The organism is Sporosarcina koreensis (assembly GCF_000826145.2).
In the GTDB taxonomy this organism is placed as follows: domain Bacteria; phylum Bacillota; class Bacilli; order Bacillales_A; family Planococcaceae; genus Sporosarcina; species Sporosarcina trichiuri.
Map to the genome: position 1 here is coordinate 324,836 of NZ_LN651335.1, position 19,444 is coordinate 344,279.

The 19,444-nt window shown below is 55.1% G+C and carries 19 protein-coding genes and 1 pseudogene; 13 read left to right on the forward strand and 7 right to left on the reverse strand.

What is annotated here, in order from left to right; genetic code table 11:
* Positions 1–4 precede the first annotated feature (4 nt).
* Complete coding sequence (locus BN1190_RS03155) at positions 5–481, forward strand: hypothetical protein (protein WP_040285547.1); 477 nt, start codon at positions 5–7, stop codon at positions 479–481.
* On the forward strand, positions 478–633 hold the full coding sequence (locus tag BN1190_RS14965) for a hypothetical protein (RefSeq protein ID WP_179860735.1): 156 nt from the start codon (positions 478–480) through the stop codon (positions 631–633). Before BN1190_RS03155 ends, BN1190_RS14965 begins: the two co-directional genes overlap by 4 nt.
* 51 nt (positions 634–684) lie before the next feature.
* Here BN1190_RS14965 and BN1190_RS14970 read toward each other — a convergent pair.
* The 4 genes and pseudogenes from BN1190_RS14970 to BN1190_RS03170 form a co-directional block, all read right to left on the reverse strand.
* A pseudogene (locus BN1190_RS14970) lies at positions 685–813 on the reverse strand (MMPL family transporter); the annotation flags it as partial.
* A 588-nt stretch (positions 814–1,401) separates the two neighbouring features.
* A complete protein-coding gene (locus tag BN1190_RS03160) occupies positions 1,402–1,602 on the reverse strand; it encodes a cold-shock protein (protein WP_040285549.1) in 201 nt (66 codons plus the stop codon).
* Between the two features lie 157 nt (positions 1,603–1,759).
* Positions 1,760–2,758, reverse strand: a complete 999-nt coding sequence (locus BN1190_RS03165) for an inorganic phosphate transporter (protein WP_040285550.1) — start codon at positions 2,756–2,758, stop codon at positions 1,760–1,762.
* Between the two features lie 11 nt (positions 2,759–2,769).
* Positions 2,770–3,390, reverse strand: a complete 621-nt coding sequence (locus BN1190_RS03170; protein ID WP_040285551.1) for a DUF47 domain-containing protein — start codon at positions 3,388–3,390, stop codon at positions 2,770–2,772.
* 250 nt (positions 3,391–3,640) lie between these two features.
* On the opposite strand from BN1190_RS03170, the gene BN1190_RS03175 reads away from it, so the two are divergent.
* The 10 genes from BN1190_RS03175 to BN1190_RS03220 all read left to right on the forward strand — a co-directional run bounded on the left by BN1190_RS03175 (position 3,641) and on the right by BN1190_RS03220 (position 13,947).
* The gene (locus tag BN1190_RS03175) at positions 3,641–4,174 is read left to right on the forward strand and encodes a hypothetical protein (protein ID WP_179860736.1); all 534 of its coding nucleotides are present in this window, start codon (positions 3,641–3,643) and stop codon (positions 4,172–4,174) included.
* A gap of 50 nt (positions 4,175–4,224) precedes the next feature.
* Positions 4,225–5,781, forward strand: a complete 1,557-nt coding sequence (locus BN1190_RS03180) for a flotillin family protein (protein ID WP_179860742.1) — start codon at positions 4,225–4,227, stop codon at positions 5,779–5,781.
* Positions 5,782–6,402: 621 nt separating this feature from the next.
* Complete coding sequence (locus BN1190_RS03185; RefSeq protein ID WP_040285677.1) at positions 6,403–7,101, forward strand: ABC transporter ATP-binding protein; 699 nt, start codon at positions 6,403–6,405, stop codon at positions 7,099–7,101.
* Positions 7,091–8,389, forward strand: a complete 1,299-nt coding sequence (locus BN1190_RS03190) for an ABC transporter permease (RefSeq protein ID WP_040285553.1) — start codon at positions 7,091–7,093, stop codon at positions 8,387–8,389. Before BN1190_RS03185 ends, BN1190_RS03190 begins: the two co-directional genes overlap by 11 nt.
* A 127-nt stretch (positions 8,390–8,516) precedes the next feature.
* Positions 8,517–9,899 (forward strand): class II fumarate hydratase, encoded by a 1,383-nt coding sequence (gene fumC, locus BN1190_RS03195; protein ID WP_040285554.1) that lies wholly within the window; start codon positions 8,517–8,519, stop codon positions 9,897–9,899.
* Positions 9,900–9,978: 79 nt separating this feature from the next.
* On the forward strand, positions 9,979–10,530 hold the full coding sequence (locus BN1190_RS03200) for a PCYCGC motif-containing (lipo)protein (RefSeq protein WP_040285555.1): 552 nt from the start codon (positions 9,979–9,981) through the stop codon (positions 10,528–10,530).
* Between the two features lie 285 nt (positions 10,531–10,815).
* Positions 10,816–11,322, forward strand: a complete 507-nt coding sequence (locus BN1190_RS03205) for a DinB family protein (RefSeq protein ID WP_040285556.1) — start codon at positions 10,816–10,818, stop codon at positions 11,320–11,322.
* 191 nt (positions 11,323–11,513) lie between these two features.
* Positions 11,514–12,068, forward strand: a complete 555-nt coding sequence (locus tag BN1190_RS03210; protein ID WP_052461663.1) for a hypothetical protein — start codon at positions 11,514–11,516, stop codon at positions 12,066–12,068.
* A 619-nt stretch (positions 12,069–12,687) separates the two neighbouring features.
* The gene (locus tag BN1190_RS03215) at positions 12,688–13,353 is read left to right on the forward strand and encodes a diphthine--ammonia ligase (RefSeq protein ID WP_040285557.1); all 666 of its coding nucleotides are present in this window, start codon (positions 12,688–12,690) and stop codon (positions 13,351–13,353) included.
* A gap of 18 nt (positions 13,354–13,371) precedes the next feature.
* On the forward strand, positions 13,372–13,947 hold the full coding sequence (locus BN1190_RS03220; protein WP_144036066.1) for a hypothetical protein: 576 nt from the start codon (positions 13,372–13,374) through the stop codon (positions 13,945–13,947).
* Between the two features lie 62 nt (positions 13,948–14,009).
* On the opposite strand, the gene BN1190_RS03225 is transcribed toward BN1190_RS03220, so the two are convergent.
* Together BN1190_RS03225 and BN1190_RS03230 are read right to left on the reverse strand one after the other, a co-directional pair.
* The gene (locus BN1190_RS03225) at positions 14,010–15,629 is read right to left on the reverse strand and encodes an MFS transporter (protein WP_082023247.1); all 1,620 of its coding nucleotides are present in this window, start codon (positions 15,627–15,629) and stop codon (positions 14,010–14,012) included.
* Positions 15,630–15,796: 167 nt separating this feature from the next.
* The gene (locus BN1190_RS03230) at positions 15,797–16,339 is read right to left on the reverse strand and encodes a GNAT family N-acetyltransferase (RefSeq protein ID WP_040285559.1); all 543 of its coding nucleotides are present in this window, start codon (positions 16,337–16,339) and stop codon (positions 15,797–15,799) included.
* Between the two features lie 192 nt (positions 16,340–16,531).
* Between BN1190_RS03230 and BN1190_RS03235 the strand changes: the two genes are divergently transcribed.
* Positions 16,532–17,926, forward strand: coding sequence for an L-cystine transporter (locus BN1190_RS03235; protein WP_040285560.1), 1,395 nt, complete (start codon positions 16,532–16,534; stop codon positions 17,924–17,926).
* A 308-nt stretch (positions 17,927–18,234) separates the two neighbouring features.
* Here the strand turns inward: BN1190_RS03235 and BN1190_RS03240 are convergent, their stop codons facing one another.
* On the reverse strand, positions 18,235–19,407 hold the full coding sequence (locus BN1190_RS03240) for a class I SAM-dependent methyltransferase (protein WP_040285561.1): 1,173 nt from the start codon (positions 19,405–19,407) through the stop codon (positions 18,235–18,237).
* Positions 19,408–19,444: the final 37 nt, after the last annotated feature.

Sequence of the window (19,444 nt, forward strand, 5' to 3'; positions counted from 1 at the left end):
AGCAATGCTGACATTTGAAGAAAAACAGGCAATTATTGAATCCTATCCGGAGCTGACGAAGAAAGACGTCTCCATGAAACGGGTAAACTACCACTATCTTGACAGCAAATTCGACAAGACGGTCGTCGTGCAGCATCTTCATCCGAACGGCAACGCGTTCGTGTACGTAGCGGATGTACCGGGATACGAGCCGGACGGCCGCGGTCTCGTCAATGTGCGGGAAGCATCGGAAGCGGAACTGCGCCAGACAATCGAGGATGCCATCAAAGGGCTGTCCGAAAGCGGTGCCGACCGGGAACCGGTCGAAGAGGTCTGGCTGGACGGCAGCAATTCGAAACTGGAACTGAAAGAGGAGCTCGATGCGTGGAACGTCTACCATGGACTCAATCTGGAAGACAGCTTCGGGGATTACCAGGAAGCTGTCGATTACTTGAAAGAAGAAGGTTTCCGGAAAGTCGGGGACGACGGGGTGATCGGATGAAAGGCAGGACGGTGACCATCGGGATCATTGCCATTACGATCATTGTCGTGGCGGTCATTATCTGGCTCATGCTGGCGACGTTCAAGCAGGATGAACAGAAGAGCGGCTCGGCTGCCGGATATACGGCGGAGACGGGCTATGTGGTTCAATGAAACAAAAGGCTGCCGTGCGGATTTCCGCACAGCAGCCTTTTTCACATGTGTTCAGGAGTTTTTCTTCCGGAACGGCAGCCACCAGTTCCAGTCGCCGAACAGTTTCATGAGACTCGGGACGAGCAGCAGGCGGATGATGGTCGCGTCGATGACGACCGCAATGGCGATTCCGACGCCGATTGCGGACGGGAACCAGCGCCGTGTCGGGGATTGCAAGCGCTGCAATCGAGATCGAGCACGGGCAGAGGCGGGATACGCGCGGCCCGGGGGAGAATACGCGCGCCAGGGGGGAAATACGCGCGCACCGGAGAATATGCGCGGGCAGAAGCGGGATACGCGCGGAACAGGCAAAGATACGCGCGGCCCGGAGGAGAATACGCGCGCGCCGGAAAATGCGGGCGGGCAGAGGCGGGGTACGCGCGGAACAGGCAGAGATACGCGCGGCCCGGGAGAGAATACGCGCGCGCTGGGAAATGCGCGCGGCCAAAGGCGGAATACGCGCGGAGCAGGCCGAGATACGCGCGGCCCGGGAGAGAATACGCGCGCGCCGGAAAATGCGCGCGGGCAGAGGCGGGATACGCGCGGAACAGGCAAAGATACGCGCGGCCCGGAGGAGAATACGCGCGGCCCGAGGGAGAATACGCGCGCCAAGAGGAGAAATCCACGCGGCAAAAAAAGTCCAAAGGTCAAAATAAACCTGCGCACTACAGATCCAGCGCATAAAAAAACCGCCCCCCGGAGGGAGCGGTTTTGTAAGGGTGAAGTCAATTAGTTCTTTTCAACGTTTGTAGCTTGAAGACCGCGCTGGCCTTGCTCGATGTCGAAAGTTACGTCCTGGCCTTCTTCAAGAGTCTTGAAGCCTTCGCCTTGGATAGCTGAGAAGTGTACGAATACGTCGTCGCCATCTTCACGCTCGATGAAGCCATAACCTTTTTCTGCGTTAAACCATTTTACTTTACCATGTTCCATGTTTGTTTCCTCCTCGTATGCAACGTGCATACATTGTGTTACTATCCTTGCTCAAGTCTTGAAAAGGTCAAGTGCACCTCGACCATCGCACCGAACAAAAATAATTCTTCTTTATCATAACAGAGGTGTTCTGGGAGTGCAACCCATACGATTCAAATTAAAAGAACAAGTCCAGCAATTGATACAGAACCGCTGCCATGGCCGCGGAGATCGGCATCGTGATCACCCAGGTGATGACAATCTTCTTCGCTGTGCCCCATTTCACGCCTTTGACCCGCTGTGCAGACCCGACGCCCATGATGGACGAAGAGATGACATGTGTGGTGGAGACCGGCAGATGGAGAAGCGTCGCACCGAAAATGATGGCAGCCGAGTTGAGATCGGCCGCCGCACCGTGGATCGGCCGGATCTTCATGATTTTACCGCCGACGGTCTTGATGATCTTATAGCCGCCGATCGAGGTGCCGATTCCCATCGAGGTGGCCGCTGCAATGCGGACCCACATCTGGATGTCGTCACCGGTCTGCAGGTTGGCCGCGATCAGCGCCATCGTGATGATCCCCATCGCTTTCTGCGCGTCATTCGTTCCGTGCGTGAATGACTGGATTGCAGCCGTCAAGATCTGCAGATAGCGGATGCGCTTGTTCGCCTTGAACAGGTTGCGGTTCTTCAGCACCCGGCGCAGCAGCGACATGACGATGAAGCCGCCGACGATTGCGATGACCGGGGAGATCAGCAGGGCTTCCAGGATTTTGATGAATCCACTGTAATTCAGGATCGCAAAACCGGCTGCTGAAATCGCAGCACCCGCGATCGAGCCGATCAGCGCATGCGACGAACTGGACGGGATACCGAAATACCAAGTCACCAAGTTCCAGATGATTGCGGACAGCAGGGCGGCCAGGATGACCAGGGAGCCGTTTTCCAGTGTGAACGGGTCGACGATGTCCTTTGAAATCGTCTTTGCGACCCCTGTGAACGTCAGGGCGCCGGCGAAATTCATGGTGGCCGCCAGCAGAATGGCCACACGCGGCTTCAGCGCCCGTGTGGAAACGGACGTCGCGATTGCGTTCGCAGTATCGTGGAATCCGTTGATGAAGTCGAAGGCGAGTGCACAGACGACGATTAAGATCGTCAGAAGGAGAACTATATCCATCGTAGGCCTCCTTAGGCGTTCCGCATGATGATCGTCTCAATCAGATTGGCGACATCCTGGCAGTAGTCTGCGATTTCTTCGAGCAGTTCATAGATATCTTTCAATTTGATGATTTGGATCGGATCGGTCTCCGTCACGAACAGCTGCTTGATGGATGTCCGCAGCACTTCGTCGCAGATGCGTTCGTACTCCTTGATGCTGACAGCGTGTTCGCGCATCTCCACGAGTTTCTTGCGCTCCAGCAGTTTCATCGCTTTAACGATTTCGTCCGAGCTTTTCACGATGTTTTCCATGAATTTGTGCATATATCCGTCGATTTCCGTGAGCGAGAACATTTCCAGGTTGGCAGCGAAATGTTCGACACCGTCGAGGATATCATCCATTTTGATGGCCACTTGCAGGATGTCTTCCCGCTCGATCGGTGTCATGAAAGAGGTATTGAGATTGGTGATGAGGTCGTGGATCAGATCATCGCCTTCCGTTTCATACCACTTCAATTTGATGCTGACTTCTTTCAAGTCGGCAGCGGAATTCACTTTATAATCATTTGCATAGTGCATCGCTTCCTGCACGTGTTCGGCAATGGCGACCAGGGCTGCAAAGAAAGGATCTGTTTTTCTCGGGCTGAACATGGCTGACCTCCATCCGGATATTCGGAATGTAATAATTTGATAACGCATCTATCATAGCAAACCGCCGCCGTTTAGACGAATAGATTTTTTCAGGATTCGACAATTTTCTCGAGTTCTGCATCCGGTTATCCATTTTTTATTCATATTTGTCAGCCTTCTCTCACTTTTAGTGCATTATTCAAAATTTTTTCAGCGGAATGAATCCTTTCGCTTGCTTGCCCGTATACAATAGGCAAAGGAGGTGTTTGAAATGGAAGTGTTCGGAATCCCGATCGGCGACCTATACTTACCTGTCCTTATCATTTCAGGGATTGCTACGCTGTTATACTTATTCTTCAGTGATCTGACAGATGGATCCGGTGAACTTCATCCATTGCTCGATCCAGCTGTGCTGCTTCCGTTCGTCACATTGACGGCGACATGGGGATACATCCTGGAGCTGGTTACGGGGCTCGGCAGCGGCTGGGTTCTGGCGATTTCACTTGCGGCATCAGCCGTGCTTGATTTCCTGCTGTATTTCTTCATCCTGCTGCCGCTCAAATCCGCAGAAGTATCGCTTGCCTATAATGATGAATCGCTTGCCGGTAAGGTCGGGAAGGTGATTGTCCCGATTCCGGCGGACGGATTCGGGGAGATCGTCATCGAGACGGTCAACGGACTGCTGTCGAAGCGGGCCGCCGGCTATGAGAACACCCCAATCGAGTACGGGAAGGAAGTTCTGATTATCGAGGTGACGGCCGGGACGTTCATCGTCAAAGAATACGAGCCTTTCCGTTTCAAATAACTTTTTAGCAGAAAAAAGGGGGAAAAGACATGCCAGCAGAATTGCCAGCGATGTGGATTGCCATTGCCATCGCCGTATTTGTTGTGTTAGCCGTTATTCTCGTGTACGTCACGAAGTACCGTACAGTCGGTCCGGATGAGGCACTGATCGTGACAGGCAGCTATTTGGGATCGAAAAATGTCCATACGGATGACTCCGGAAACAGAGTGAAGATCATCCGGGGCGGCGGTACATTCGTGCTGCCGGTATTCCAGCAGGCGACACCGCTCAGCCTGCTGTCGAGCAAACTGGAAGTGACGACACCGGAAGTGTATACGGAGCAAGGCGTACCAGTCATGGCGGACGGCACGGCGATCATCAAGATCGGCGGCTCGATCTCCGAGATCGCGACTGCCGCCGAGCAGTTCCTCGGGAAGTCGAAGGAAGACCGGGAGAATGAAGCGAAAGAGGTGCTCGAAGGTCACCTGCGCTCGATCCTCGGGTCGATGACCGTCGAAGAGATCTATAAGAACCGTGACAAGTTCTCACAGGAAGTGCAGCGCGTTGCTTCCCAGGATCTAGCGAAAATGGGATTGGTCATTGTATCCTTTACCATCAAGGATGTGCGCGATAAGAACGGCTACCTCGACTCGCTCGGGAAGCCGCGGATCGCACAGGTGAAACGGGATGCGGACATTGCCACAGCGATTTCCGAAAAAGAGACGCGGATTAAAAACGCGGAAGCCTCGAAGGAAGCGCAGAAAGCGGAAATCGAGCGTGCCACGGAGATTGCAGAAGCCGAAAAAGAGAACCAGCTGAAAGTGGCGGGTTACCGTCTTGAACAGGATGCTGCACGGGCCCGTGCCGACCAGGCGTATGAGCTGCAGACAGCACGCTCGAAGCAGGAAGTCATGGAACAGGAAATGCAGATCCGGATCATCGAGCGTCAGAAGCAGATCGAACTCGAAGAGAAAGAGATCCAGCGCCGTGAACGCCAGTATGACTCCGAAGTGAAGAAGAAAGCGGATGCGGACCGCTACTCCGTCGAGCAGAACGCAGCCGCGGAGAAATCCCGTCAGCTCGCGGAAGCCGATGCCGAGAAATACCGCATCGAAGCACGTGCAGCGGCCGATGCGGAGAAAGTCCGTCTCGACGGTACGGCACGCGCCGACGCCCAGCGCGCACAGGGTGAGTCCGAAGCGGAAGTCATCCGCCTGAAAGGTCTCGCGGAAGCGGAAGCGAAGCGCAAAATCGCAGAAGCCTTCGAACACTATGGCCAGGCCGCGATGCTCGACATGATCGTCGGCATGCTTCCGGAGTATGCGAAGCAGGTCGCAAGTCCGCTCAGCAACATCGACAAGATCACAGTCGTCGATACCGGCAGCGGGGAAGGCGGCGGTGCCAACAAAGTCACCGGCTACGCCACCGACCTCATGTCCACCATGCAGGAATCGCTCGGCGCGACAACCGGTCTCAACATCAAGGAGATACTCGAGAGCTACGCAGGCAAAGGATCTGTCCGCCCGAGCATCGACAGCCTGACCGACGAACTGAAGAAATCCCGCTCGCCGCTCGCGGCAACGACGGAAGAGCCATCCAAGAACGAACCGAAGCAAACAGAAGACTGATATGCAGCTGCCGCTCCCTGAACTGGGGAGCGGCAGTTTTTGTTATGGAGGAACCTTCATGAAAAACTTGAAAGTGCTCATAAACCGCGCCAAACCGCTCATAAACTCCCCAAAGTGATCATAAATCAAAAAAGTGATCATAAACCACACCCAAGCGCTCATAACTTCACAATTCAGTCCTCCAGTGCCCCTCGGCCGCGGCTCAACTGCTGCAACTTCAAACTCCCGGGCCGCGCAAAAATGAAGAAGTCAAGGGCTGGCTTGCCGGCTCCGCTGCGCTCATATTTTCTGAGGCGAGATCGGGGACGGGGAGTGCTGCCAAGGGCAAAGTGATCATAAACCTGGTCAAACCGCTCATAAATCAGCGAAAGTGATCATAAACACAGGTTTCCGCTCATAAACTCTCCGAAGTGATCATAAATCAAAAAAAGTGATCATAAACCACGTTCCAGTGCTCATAACTTCACAATTCAGTCCTCCAGCGCCCCTCGGCCGCGGCGCAATGCACCTCCCCCTGCGCGACTCTTCCAATCTTAAGAATTTCTTCATTTCCCTGCACACTTTATCTAAAGATTTGCCTGTCATACTTGGTCTATCAGCAAAACCAAGGGGGACACAATGGTGATCAAAGCAGAACATATATCACATTCATTCAAAATAGGAAAGAAGGGCAAGGAGCGGGCGGTGCCGGTCCTGAAAGACCTGACGCTCGAAGTGGGCAGAGGGGAGATCGTCTCGATCGTCGGCCGGAGCGGTTCCGGCAAATCGACACTGCTGCACATACTGGCAGGCTTCCTGAAGCCGGAATCCGGTACGATCACAGTGAACGGAACGGTGACTTCGGGGTTTAATGAGACCGAAAGCGCGGCGTTCCGGCTTGATCAGTTCGGTTTCATCTTCCAGAACTTCCAGCTCATGCCCGGCTTGACGACGTTTGAGAATATCGAACTGCCGCTCAAGCTGAAAGGGGTCAGCCGGACGGTGCGTCGCGCAGAAGTGACGGAACTGCTGAAGCAGGTCGGCCTGCAGGGAGTCCGCGATCATTACCCGAATGAGCTGTCGGGCGGCCAGCAGCAGCGGGTCAGCATCGCGCGCGCATTGATTACGAATCCGCCGGTCATTTTTGCGGATGAACCGACGGGCAGTCTCGACTCGGAAACCGAGCAGGAAATCCTGACCCTCATCCGGTCGCTGAACAAGACACGCGGCATCACGTTCGTCATCATCACGCATGACGACGAAGTGGCCGACACGGCGGACCGGGTCTATCAGATGCACGATGGCGTGCTTCTTGCAGGAGGTGCCCGTCATGCAGGTTAAGGACCAGTTCGATTTTGTCCGGCAGCATATCCGGAAGAACCGGCTGCGTGTGTTCATGACGGTGCTCGCCGCTACAATGGGGACGGCTTTCCTCATCATCCTGGCGTCCGTCGGCTTCGGCATCCAGGACACGCTGCGCAAGGAAATCCTCGACAACCGGCTCGTCACGCAGATCGAGGTGTATGCGCAAGATTTGAATGCAGAGAAAGCGGAAAACATGAAGAAGATCGGGCATGTCAATGCGGTCGTGCTGCGTCAGAGTGTCACAGCCTGGCAGAAGATGGAGCTCGACGGCTTCACCGGCCACAGTACACTGTCGGTCTCTGATTTTGAGGAAGAGGCGAAAGCCGGGTTTGCGCTCGATGAAGGGCGGCTGCCGGAAGACGCGCATGAAGTCGTCGTCGGTCATGACTTCGCAATAAGCCTCATTGATGAAGAAGCTGCCCAAGAGAAGACAGATGACGCAACGGCCGAGGACCCGGAATTGCCGACGTATAAAGAGCCTCTGCTCGGCAAAACATTCACGTACGAACTCGGCGACTACATGAAAGACCAGTCATTCGGCAAGCCCGTGGAACTGACGATTGTCGGCATCGCAAAAGCCCCTGCCAAGGATTTCATCCAGGATAACCGTGTATACGCCGACGCTGCGCTCATCCCGGAGCTTGAGACAATCTATCAGGACGGAGTGTCGGAAGAAAACAGCGATCCACTGTTCGGACAGAACCTCAATGTCTATGCGGATGAACTTGAACATGTGAAATCGATTACGCAGACACTGAAGGACGATGGCTATGACGTCTATTCGATATCCGAGGAACTCGATCAGATCGACGTCTTCTTCCTTGCCCTGAAGGCAGGTCTGATCTTCGTCGGTACGATCGCCATCCTGATCTCGTCGATCGGCATCTTCAACACGATGACGATGGCGGTGACGGAGCGGACGCGTGAAATCGGTGTGATGAAAGCACTCGGCGCGAAGCCGAAACTCATCCAGCGGCTGTTCCTCCTGGAAAGTGCGTGGATCGGTCTGATCGGTACGGTGATTGCGGTCATTCTGTCATACGGCGTCAGCCTGCTCGCCAATTATATCCTCCCGCTCATTGTCGGCGCTGCGCTCGGCGAAGAGGAATTCAGTGAACTGAATGTGACCTTCTCGATCATCCCATGGCAGCTCGTGCTGATCGCTTCGGCCATCAGTCTCTCGGTTGCGATGGTATCCGGGTGGAGACCTGCCCGCAAAGCGACACAGATCGATGTCATCGATGCGCTTCGCCAGGAACTGTAATGTAAGGCCCGCTTCGTTCCCGGCGGGCTTTTCTGCATTCATCCCCTATCGAATATCTTTGATTTTGCCGCCGAGTTGCGGCATGATAGAAAGAGAGTGAAATTATTTGCGAAAAGGGGTTTTCAGGATGGAGTACCGCATTGAACACGATACATTTGGTGAAATTCAAGTCCCTGCGGACAAACTGTGGGGTGCACAGACGCAGCGCAGTAAGCAGAACTTCAAAATCGGCGGCGAGCGCATTCCGACCGGCATCATCCGGGCATTCGCGCATCTGAAGAAGTCGGCAGCCATCGCAAGCCACTCGTTCGGCAACCTGTCCGAACCGAAGATGAAAGCGATCGCACAGGCAGCGGATGAAGTGCTTGCAGGAAAGTGGGATGAACACTTCCCGCTTGTCGTCTGGCAGACAGGCAGCGGCACACAGTCGAATATGAATATGAACGAAGTGCTCGCAAACCGCGGCAACCAGCTCCTCGAAGAATGGGGCAGCGAAGAACGTCTCCATCCGAACGACGACGTCAACAAATCGCAGAGTTCGAACGATACATTCCCGACAGCCCTCCATGTGGCGGGTGTGATCGCCGTCGAGCGGGAACTGCTTCCGGCGCTCGAGAAACTGAAGAAAACACTGGGCGAAAAATCCGAAGCCTTCATGGACATCATCAAGATCGGACGGACGCACCTCCAGGACGCAACCCCGCTGACGCTCGGCCAGGAAATGAGCGGCTGGCACCGGATGCTCGAAAAGACCGAAAAGATGCTGAAAGACAGTGTCCAGTCGATGAAAGAACTGGCAATCGGCGGTACGGCGGTCGGAACGGGCTTGAACGCACCGAAAGGATTCGGCGACAAAGTGGCGGAGGAGATCACGAAGTCGGTCGGCATCCAGTTCACATCGGCCGAAAACAAGTTCCATGCGCTGACGAGCTATGATGAAGTCGTCTATACACATGGTGCCATGAAAGCACTCGCTGCGGACCTCATGAAAATCGCAAACGACGTGCGCTGGCTGGCAAGCGGCCCGCGTTCCGGTATCGGCGAAATCACGATCCCTGAAAACGAGCCGGGCAGTTCGATCATGCCGGGCAAAGTGAACCCGACACAGAGCGAAGCCCTGACGATGGTCGTCGCGCAAGTGATGGGGAACGACGCAACAATCGGCTTCGCAGCAAGCCAGGGGAACTTCGAGCTGAACGTCTTCAAGCCGGTCATCATCTTCAATTTCCTGCAGACGGCGAAACTGCTGGCAGATGGCATGGTCAGCTTCAATGACAACTGCGCCGTCGGCATCGAACCGAACCGGGAAGAGATCGACCGCAAAGTCAAAAACTCCCTGATGCTCGTGACAGCACTGAACCCGCATATCGGGTATGAAAATGCTGCGAAGATCGCAAAAACGGCACATAAGGAAGGCACAACGCTGAAAGAAGCGGCACTGAAAACAGGCCTTCTGACGGAAGAGCAATTCGACGAGTGGGTCGATCCGTCGAAAATGACCGGACGCTGAGCCGCCACAAAGTTGTAACCGCACGCCCCGGTGATTTGCGGTATGCTGAACGGACAACCATGGAAAAGGAGTCGACATGATGAAAAAACTATTCATGCCCCTCATTCTTGCGTCCTTGCTGGTCCTGACAGCCTGCGGCAAGGAAGCGGCAAAACCGGTCCACGAGCATGGCGGCACAGGTGCGGCAGACAGCAGTGCCGTCCAACAGAGCAAAGGCGCAGATCTTGCTGTCGGGGAACAGCAGCAGCTGCCGAACGGTGACCTGCTGCAGGTTACAGCATCCGCTGATGAGCTGCCGGCTTTCCTTGCGGAGAAATCCGAAGACCTGCAGCTCGTCTACCAAGTCGCAGGCAATGCGGAGGATATCCTGAAGTGGATGCCCTGCTACTGCGGATGCGCGGACAGCGCAGCGCACGGCAGCAACCTGAACTGTTTTGTCGATGAAATCCGGGAAGACGGCGCGGTCGTCTGGGATGATCACGGCACCCGCTGCAACGTCTGTGTGGAGATCGCGGTCAAATCGGTAACCATGGCGAAAGAAGGAAAAACGCTGAAGGAAATCCGGGAGAAAATCGACAGCGATTATAAGGAAGGCTACGCGCGTCCGACTGACACGCCGATGCCTGCATGAACCGAACAGAACAGGTCCTCTCCGGAGGGCCTGTTTTTGCGTGCAGAACGACGTAATCCGGGTGTACTGAAAACACCTGAAAACCCTTTCAGGACGGGCTTGAACCATTATGGTTGTATTCCGTTCACAGGTGGTCTATGATCATTGTCATGCGAGCGGGAAAAGGACGGATATTTACTATTCTGACAGTATGAAATGGGGTTCCTTTTTCGTATGGATGGGCGTATGCTTGCTAATAGATTTTTTGAGAGTATGCAGACGTGAACACTGCGTAGGAGGGGTACAATGGTTTTTGAAGGCAATAACAAAATACGCAAAAAAATACTGCAGGCAGTCGCAGGACTGACCAACGAGGAGTTCAACCGGAAACCTGCGGACGGCGGCTGGTCGCCGAAGCAGATCCTCGAGCATCTCTCGCTCATGGAAACACTGATCGCATCGAATGTCGCCAAGGAATTGAAAAATCCAGACAGTCCGAAAGCGATGAAAAAACCGATTTCCATTTCCACCAACCGGATCATCAAAGTCGACGCACCGGAACGCACTGTTCCTTCCGATACATTCAAAACGCTTTGTGAAATGAAACAGGAACTGCACAATTCCCGTCTGTTCCTGCTGGACGTCTATGACAGCAGCAATAAGGACTGCCTGATGGCCAAATCATTCAAGCATCCGATCTTCGGCCAGATTCCTCTCTGCCAATGGTTCCCGTTCGTCGGTCTTCACGAAAAACGGCACCTGAAGCAGCTGCGGGACACAATCGAGTCACTGCAGCTGCAAAAGGCGATTTGACTATATTATAAGACAGCCCCTTACGTAAGATGCAGGGGCTGCTTTTTGTTCTATGAACTTTGGATAGAAATGTGTTGAAGAAATTGTGACATTTTACATGTAGTATTGTAATTTCCTCTGCATATACTATACTGACATAGTACCTTTCACACGATTGGAAGGACGATATATAGAGAGAGCAAGGGAAGAGAATGAACGAACAATTGAATGAACAGATCCTCGGGACAATCCGCACGACGATGGCAGCTGTGAGTATGGAGCTGGATATCATTGAACAGACGACTGGCGTCAACATGATGTATGACTTCATCGACCATTGTATTTTAGTCGACATAGAGCGGCTGTGCGAAGCGAGGTTGGAAATGGAAGAACCGCTGCCGCTTCTGGAGTATGTCACAGCACTGACGCTGCATGAACTTGGCCACGCCATGGACAGAAAAGCGCTTCTTGATTCACTGCCGCAGACGCGTGAGATCATTGACTTGAAGCGTCGGTACAGCTGGCGCGAACTATCCCGGAGTATGCCGCTGATGAAGAAACTCATCGACGAAAATGAACGGGATTACGCATTCGAACAAACCGCCTGGCACAACGCATCCCGCATGAACCGGATGTGCAGACTGGTGGACCCGAAGCGCCTGAACGAGATGCAGATTCACGGACTCCGCACATATGAAAAATCCTTCGAACACGACCGGGTCGTCTATGAAGGGCTGGCGGCGGCCGAAACAGCAATGGCCGACTGACATGAACCCTCCCGCTGCCCTGCAGCCGGAGGGTTTTCCAATGCAGTCCGTCGAGAATTGCTGAAAGTGATCATAAATCCCAGTTTCCGCTCATAAACCTGGCAAAGTGATCATAAATCTCAGTTTCCGCTCATAAACTCAGAAAAGTGATCATAAATCCAAAGTTCCGCTCATAACCACCAGCCAACCGCTCATAACTTCACAATTGCCGCGACCCGGCGCCAGTGCTGGCGAGAAAACCTTCCGCGCCAAGTGCCTTTCCACCAACAATACCAAGACTGGCTTGTCAGACTCCGTCTCTTCCGTGGAGACATCTGGACAGAAGTATTGTTCTAAGAGCCGTGTCGCTCATAAACCTTGCAAAGTGATCATGCCCCTCATCAGTCCCCGCCCGCGGACCGCTCCGGTATCTTCCGCACCCTCCGCCGCTAAGAAAAAGGCAAGTCAAAGACCTGCTTGTGGCTCCGTTTCACTCCGCGTTTTCTGTGGAGCCGTACAAGAACTGCGCCAGCTGCACCAGTACTCATTACCCCGCGTAAAAAGTGCTCACGTTCCTCCACCGCCCACCCTGCTGCCGTCTGCTATACTGGGAGCATCGAAGCAGAAGGAGGAATGCAGCATGACCAACAGAAAATTCACAGCGTCCTGGAGCGGCGGCAAGGACTCCGCCATGGCTGTCTATAAAGCGGTGCAGCAAGGGGATGAGCTCGCACGCGTCTGGACCATGTTCGAAGAGGAGGCGGACCGTTCGCGCTCCCATGCCCTGCCGGAAGCGGTCCTCCGTGCGCAGGCCGGCAGCCTCGGTGCCCCGTTCGTAAAACGGCGGGCGTCATGGGAAACGTACGAAGCCCAATTCATCGATGCAATGCAGGAGTCGGCAAACGACGGGATCCGCTTCGGTGTGTTCGGGGACATCGATCTGGAGGATCACCGCACGTGGGTCCGGCAGATGAGCGGGCGCGCCGGGGTGACGGCGCTGCACCCGCTGTGGGATATCCCCCGGCGGCAATTGCTCGAAGAATTCATCAGCGCGGGGTTCGAAGCGTATATTATTGTCATCGACACTGCAAGGATGCCCGCAGAGTTCCTCGGCCGGCGGTTCACCGTCAGTCTGATGGATGAACTCGAACAGCTCGGAATCGACAGCTGCGGGGAAGCGGGGGAATTCCATACTGTCGTTGCGGACGGGCCGATTTTCAGCAGCCGGATTCCGCTCCGGTTCGGTGAAGCAGTGACACACGGGAATTATCTATTCCTGCCGACGCACATTGCGGAGGCCGACTAACAGACAAAGGGGATGCATGTGAAACGGATCATGGCAGGAACGGTGCTTCTTCTGCTGTGCGGCAGCCTGCTGGCGGGGTGTTTCGGAACGAAGTCTGTCACGTTCACACACCGTCCGCTGACCGAAGACGAACAGCAGCTGATCTATGCAGCTGGCGGGGTGGATGCCCTCCACTTCACATCGGAGAAAGGACTGCCCGCAGGTGAGACGATCCAGCTTTCCTTGGAACAATTCGAACAGGGGAACTTTGTTGCAACACTTGGAGAAACGGCATGGATCGGCGGAGACGACCGGCCGGCCCATATCGGGTTCGGTGTGCAGCCGGCGGACGACCACACACCCGAACGGCTGCTGTTCAGCGGGACGGAAGAGCGGCTGATGCCGGAGCTCGAAGCGATGCCTGGCGGGTCGGCGCTTGCACCTGCCTTCGAGAAGGAACTCGTCCTGAAAAAAGGGGAAGCGGCGGTACTCGCTTATTATATCGTCTCTGCGAGCGGCCGTGTCGAAACCGTCTACCCGTCGGATGAAGACATGCTCGCCCGTCTGCAGGAGAATGACAGATGCCTGCTCGTGAAGGCGGAATGGCCGAAGTAGGCAGATCCTATGCATGCAAAACCCCCACCCGGGATCCAGGTCCCGGGCGGGGGTCTTCTTGTTCATTGACCAGAAGCGGCCTGCTGCTGTTCCTCTGCCTCCAGCCGTTCACTGTCCGCAGCATCCTGCTTATACTGCCTGCTGAACAGGACGGTGATCACGATGATCAGCAGCGCCATCACGGCCGTCGTGATGTAGATCGGTTCATAAGCCTGATGGGCCGCCTGCTGGAACGCTTCTTGGATGGCATCGCGGACATCCGGCGACGGGATCTTGTCGATCTTCGATTGGAGATCGCCATAGCTGCCGCCCTGGATCTGCTCCATCGAACCGGCCGGCATATCGGCCGGATTGACACCGTGCTCTTTCAGTTTCTGCGGAATCAGGTCACCGATCTTGCTGAACCCGTTCTGGATGAATACCGCAAAAATGGTGGGGGAAATCGTCAGGCCGATCTGCCGGGCGACGGACAGCGTGCCGATGGCGGATCCCTTCTGCGTGCCGGCCGCATTGGATGTCAGCACGGTCAGCGGGGCGCCGAGGACGAAACCGAATCCGATTCCTGCAATGACAGAGAAGATGATGAACGTCAGCTTCGTCTCCGTGAAGAGGCCGAGACCGCCGAATCCGATGATGCCGATCAATCCAGCGAAAATGAGCGTTTTCAAAGGACCTTTTTTATCCACAAAGTAACCGCCTCCGCCCGCGCCGATTCCAGATGCGAGCGCGAGAGGAGTCATCCAATACCCGGATTTCGCGGCGGAAATGCCGAGGATCTGCTGGGCGAATGATGGGATGAAAATGATCGCGCCGATGAACGTACCGGACAGCAGTCCCATCACCATGGTCATTGCATACGTCGGTTTGCGCAGCAGGCTGTAGGGCAGGATCGGGTCGATGGCATCCCCTCGCTCATTCCGTTTCTCGACGTAAATCAGCACTGCGAAGACTGCAATACCGAGCAGCAGCAATCCGAGAACGCTCCATTTCGCCGCGTCTTCAGTGAACGAACCGCCCTGACCGATATTATTCACAGCAAACATGATGCTGAGGATCGAGAACGACAGCAGGCTGATGCCGAGGAAGTCGATCTTCGACATGACATATGATTTCGTTTCGTGCAGGGAGAAGATCCCGAACACCACCAGCGCAATCCCGATCGGCACGTTGATGAGGAACAGCCAGTGCCAGTTGCCGGTCAGGTCGATCAGGAAACTCCCGATATTCGGACCGACGACAGACGCAATCCCGTTCATGCCGCCGAGCAGGCCGAGCATGCTGCCCTGCTTCTCTTTCGTGAATGTACTGAGGACATGGGAACTCGCGATGATGAAGATCCCGCCACCTCCGAATGACTGGAACAGACGGGCTGCCAGGAACAGACTGAAGTTCGGACTGAGTGCGACCCCGAGGGATCCGATCGTGAAGATTGCGATTTCGATCAGGAATAATTTTTTCCGGCCATACCGGTCGGCAAGTTTCCCGACGATCGGCGTCATCACGGCCAGGCCCAATGTGTATAACGTAATACCCCAGGAGCCTTGTGTCGCGCTCACATCGAAGGACGAATTGATGGTCGTAAGCGCCGCACTGATAATCCCGTTGTCGAGCGCTGCCATGAACACACCGATCAGCAGGACGACAAATCCAATATTGACTTTCGAAGTTTTTTCCGCTGCCATGCTCTTTACACCTCCATCTGGTAACTTGCTGCAGCTGTACTTGCTGCTCGCTGGAAATCATCTTATCTACCTACTGCACCACCCGCAGGTGAACGTAAGATAAACGCAAGATTACAAGTTCAGCAGGCAGCGAAGCCACCTCACCTGCAACAGCGGTCTGCCGGATCTCATACCTTCCAGTCTGCCGCCAGCATGCTGTAGACCGCCAAGTCATGGAAGTGATCGTACAGGAACTCGCCGTCCCGCTGGATCCCTTCCAGCCGGAACCCCAGCCGTTCGGGGATTGCCCGGCTCTTCAAATTCTCCGTCCCGCAGCGGATCTCGACCCGGTTCAGTTTGTAGACCGTGAACGCGTAGTCCAGCAGGGCGCCGACAGCAGCGGTCATGACCCCCTTCCCCTGATGTCCGTCTGCGAGCCAATAGCCGATGCTCGTACTGCGGTTCGTCCAATTGATGGTATGGAACCCGACCATGCCGGCAAGTTCTCCATCCACCACAATACCCGCCTGGAACCCGTCATGGCCGGCAAACTGCTGCAGCCACATGGCAATGACGGGACGGTAGCTCTCCGGAGACAGTGCCCCATCGACCCACGGCAGCCATTCCCGCAAGTGACCGCGTGAGCTGTGGACCGTCTGGAACAGTTCCTCCGCATCCTCCTGTTCCAGCAGTTTCAGTGACACGGTTTCCGAGACTTTCATGACAAACATAGACATCCCCCATTCTGTAATCCTTTCATTGTACCAAAAAGCTGCCATTCCTCAATTTCAGTGCAGATATTTTCAAAGAAATTGTGAGGCGGAATGAAAAAAACTTAAAACCTAGTTGACATATCGGAATTAAGTACATAATATAAATGGAGTCAGAAAAACATAACTTGAATAACTAAAGGGGGACTCACCATGGATATCGGATATATCCTGCTCAACGTTGCGGGCCTATTGGTACTGGCAGGAATCCTATTTTGGATGAACCGCAGGCATGTTTCATTTTCGAAACGGGTGTTTACAGGGCTCGGGCTCGGAATCGTGTACGGAATCGTACTTCACATCAGCTACGGAGCAGACGGGGCGGCACTCCAGAACTCGATCCCCTGGTTCAACATCATCGGAACCGGCTATATCAAGCTGCTGCAGATGATCGTCGTTCCGCTTGTCTTCATTTCCATCCTTACGGCCTTCACGAAAGTGGCAGCGGGCAAAAACTTCGGGAAGCAGGCCGCTGTCATTCTCGGCATGCTCATCGGGACGACAGCGATTGCTGCCATGCTCGGTATCGGATCTGCGCTGCTGTTCAACCTGAATGCTGAACAGATTGTGCAGGGGGAAGCGGAAGCCGCCCGGGGAATCTCCCTCGAAGAGACAGCCTCGACTGTGGCCGATAAGGCGCTGCCTGATCAGCTGCTCGATCTGCTGCCGGCGAATCCGTTCCTCGACTTCACAGGTGCCCGCCCGACATCGACCATCGGTGTTGTCATCTTTGCCGCCTTCCTCGGCTTCGCCTTCCTGGCCGTCCGCAGGAAACAGCCTGAACAGGCAGCGGTCGTCCAGAAAGGCATTGACGCGGTGTACGCACTCATCATGGCCGTCGTCAAAATCGTCCTCCGTCTGACGCCGTACGGAATCCTTGCCATCATGGCGCGGACAGTCGCCGTGTCCGACTACGGTGCAATCGTTAACCTCGGCAAATTTGTCGGCGCCTCCTATGCCGCATTGATCGTCATGTTTGCAGTCCACTTGGCGATTCTCGCCCTCACAGGCCTGAACCCGCTCAACTACGTGAAGAAAGCGGGCGACACACTCCTGTTCGCGTTTTCATCCCGATCCAGTGCGGGAACTCTCCCGCTGACCCTGACTACGCAGACGACCCGTCTCGGCGTGCCGGAAGGGATTGCGAACTTTGCGGGCTCGTTCGGCCTCTCGATCGGGCAGAACGGCTGTGCCGGCATCTATCCGGCGATGCTCGCGGTCATGATCGCTCCTACCGTCGGCCAGCCGATCGATGCGCAGTTCATCATCACACTGGTTGCCGTCGTCGCCATCAGCTCCTTCGGTGTGGCGGGCGTCGGAGGCGGTGCCACATTCGCGGCCATTCTCGTCCTGTCGGCATTGAACCTGCCGATCGCCCTTGCCGGCATCCTGATCTCGGTCGAACCGCTCATCGATATGGGCCGGACTGCGCTGAATGTCAGCGGCTCCATGACCGCCGGTGTGACCGCCGCCCGTGTGACGGGTGAACTCGATACCGAGCAATACGGTGAAGCGATGCCCCGCGATCCAGCTGTATCCGAATTGTGAACAGACAAAAGCCGCACTCCATGACGAGTGCGGCTTTTTGCCTTGGATGGCATGCAACGATCGGGCGGCTTGCAAAGTAAATACTGCAGACCGGGGAAGCGATCCATTCCCCGACCGAACCGCTCCTATCTTACGGCTAAGCGCTCCATTCGGCCCGCGAACCGCTCCATTTTGTTCCTTGACCGCTCATTTCCACTCCAGAACCGCTCCATTCCCCGACCAAACCGCTCATATCTTCCTTTCTTGAAACGCTCAAGCCCCGGGCACACCAAAAAAACGGGCCCAGCCACAGCGGGACCCGTCTCCAGTCAATCTTCCTTCAATATATCCAGCTTTAACTCGCGTTCCAAGAACGGCCGGGCGTGCAGCAGACGGCGGAATGCTTTGTACCTTTCTGCTGCGTCCGCCGTCACTTGCTTGTCCGAACGGTAGGCGCGGATCAGAATGTTTTTCGGTGTGTGTTCCATATCGATGAATTCCAGCAGCTGCGTCTCGTAGCCGGCGAGCGTCAGCAGCTCGGCGCGGAGCGAATCGGTCGCGAGTGCTGCGAACCGTTCCTTGATGAGCCCGTGCTGCAGCATCACGTCAAGTTCCGGAGCCTGCAGCTGCTTGAACAGTTCATGCTGGCAGCAAGGTACACTCAAAATCACACTCGCCCCCCAGCGGACTGCGCGGGCAAGCGCCATGTCCGTTGCCGTATCGCATGCATGCAGCGTGACGACCATATCGACCGACGTATCGCCTTCATAGTCGTTGATGTCACCGACGAGGAATTCGAGCTGCTCATAGCCGAGATCCTTGGCGATGTCCCGGCATTCCTCGATCACTTCCTTCTTGAGATCAAGTCCGGTCACCCGGATATCGAGCCCTTTCTCAATCCGGAGATAATGGTAGAGAGCGAATGTCAAATATGATTTGCCGGAACCGAAATCCAGGATGCGCACCGGCCGGCCGGTCGGCAGGTGGGTGAGCGCATCGTCGATGAATTCGATGAACCGGTTGATCTGCCGGAACTTATCATGCTTCTGCTTCTTCACCTGTCCGTCCGCTGTCTGGACACCGAGCCGGATCAGGAACGGATACGGTCTGCCGTCCTCCAGCAAATAATTCTTCTTCCGGTTGTGGGAAAGGTCCGGCACTTTCGATGACGCCGCAGCGCTCGATTTCCAGGAGATCTTGAACTTCTTGGAGAGCTGCACCTGCACGGTCTCATCCGTGAACTCGGCCTGCACTTGGCGGAACCGCATGAGCGCATTCGTCAGGAAGAGCTCCAGCCCATCCTCCGAAATATTGTGATGCTTCAGCACCCGTTCAAACTGCTCCTCGAACTGGATGAACAGCTCGCCTTTCAGCTCGATGGGCTTCGCCTTGATGCGCAGCAGGCCTTCTTCTTTTGTCCGGGGCTGGCTGAATGTCGCACGGATGAACGACCCGTCGGTCAGCCGTTTCGCCAAATCCGTGATTACTTGTTCAAATTCCATAAGGTTTGACTCCTTTGCAAGTGAGGTAGGGAAGACT

Excerpts from the sequence above, each read along its gene's own strand:
- BN1190_RS03165 (WP_040285550.1), bottom strand. The coding sequence starts at position 2,758 with ATGGATATAGTTCTCCTTCTGACGATCTTAATCGTCGTCTGTGCACTC.
- BN1190_RS03170 (WP_040285551.1), bottom strand. The coding sequence starts at position 3,390 with ATGTTCAGCCCGAGAAAAACAGATCCTTTCTTTGCAGCCCTGGTCGCC.
- BN1190_RS03155 (WP_040285547.1), top strand. The coding sequence starts at position 5 with ATGCTGACATTTGAAGAAAAACAGGCAATTATTGAATCCTATCCGGAG.
- BN1190_RS03205 (WP_040285556.1), top strand. The coding sequence starts at position 10,816 with ATGGTTTTTGAAGGCAATAACAAAATACGCAAAAAAATACTGCAGGCA.
- BN1190_RS03240 (WP_040285561.1), bottom strand. The coding sequence starts at position 19,407 with ATGGAATTTGAACAAGTAATCACGGATTTGGCGAAACGGCTGACCGAC.
- BN1190_RS03175 (WP_179860736.1), top strand. The coding sequence starts at position 3,641 with ATGGAAGTGTTCGGAATCCCGATCGGCGACCTATACTTACCTGTCCTT.
- BN1190_RS03210 (WP_052461663.1), top strand. The coding sequence starts at position 11,514 with ATGAACGAACAATTGAATGAACAGATCCTCGGGACAATCCGCACGACG.
- BN1190_RS03190 (WP_040285553.1), top strand. The coding sequence starts at position 7,091 with ATGCAGGTTAAGGACCAGTTCGATTTTGTCCGGCAGCATATCCGGAAG.
- BN1190_RS03215 (WP_040285557.1), top strand. The coding sequence starts at position 12,688 with ATGACCAACAGAAAATTCACAGCGTCCTGGAGCGGCGGCAAGGACTCC.
- fumC (WP_040285554.1), top strand. The coding sequence starts at position 8,517 with ATGGAGTACCGCATTGAACACGATACATTTGGTGAAATTCAAGTCCCT.
- BN1190_RS03180 (WP_179860742.1), top strand. The coding sequence starts at position 4,225 with ATGTGGATTGCCATTGCCATCGCCGTATTTGTTGTGTTAGCCGTTATT.
- BN1190_RS03230 (WP_040285559.1), bottom strand. The coding sequence starts at position 16,339 with ATGTTTGTCATGAAAGTCTCGGAAACCGTGTCACTGAAACTGCTGGAA.
- BN1190_RS03235 (WP_040285560.1), top strand. The coding sequence starts at position 16,532 with ATGGATATCGGATATATCCTGCTCAACGTTGCGGGCCTATTGGTACTG.
- BN1190_RS03160 (WP_040285549.1), bottom strand. The coding sequence starts at position 1,602 with ATGGAACATGGTAAAGTAAAATGGTTTAACGCAGAAAAAGGTTATGGC.
- BN1190_RS03200 (WP_040285555.1), top strand. The coding sequence starts at position 9,979 with ATGAAAAAACTATTCATGCCCCTCATTCTTGCGTCCTTGCTGGTCCTG.
- BN1190_RS14965 (WP_179860735.1), top strand. The coding sequence starts at position 478 with ATGAAAGGCAGGACGGTGACCATCGGGATCATTGCCATTACGATCATT.
- BN1190_RS03225 (WP_082023247.1), bottom strand. The coding sequence starts at position 15,629 with ATGGCAGCGGAAAAAACTTCGAAAGTCAATATTGGATTTGTCGTCCTG.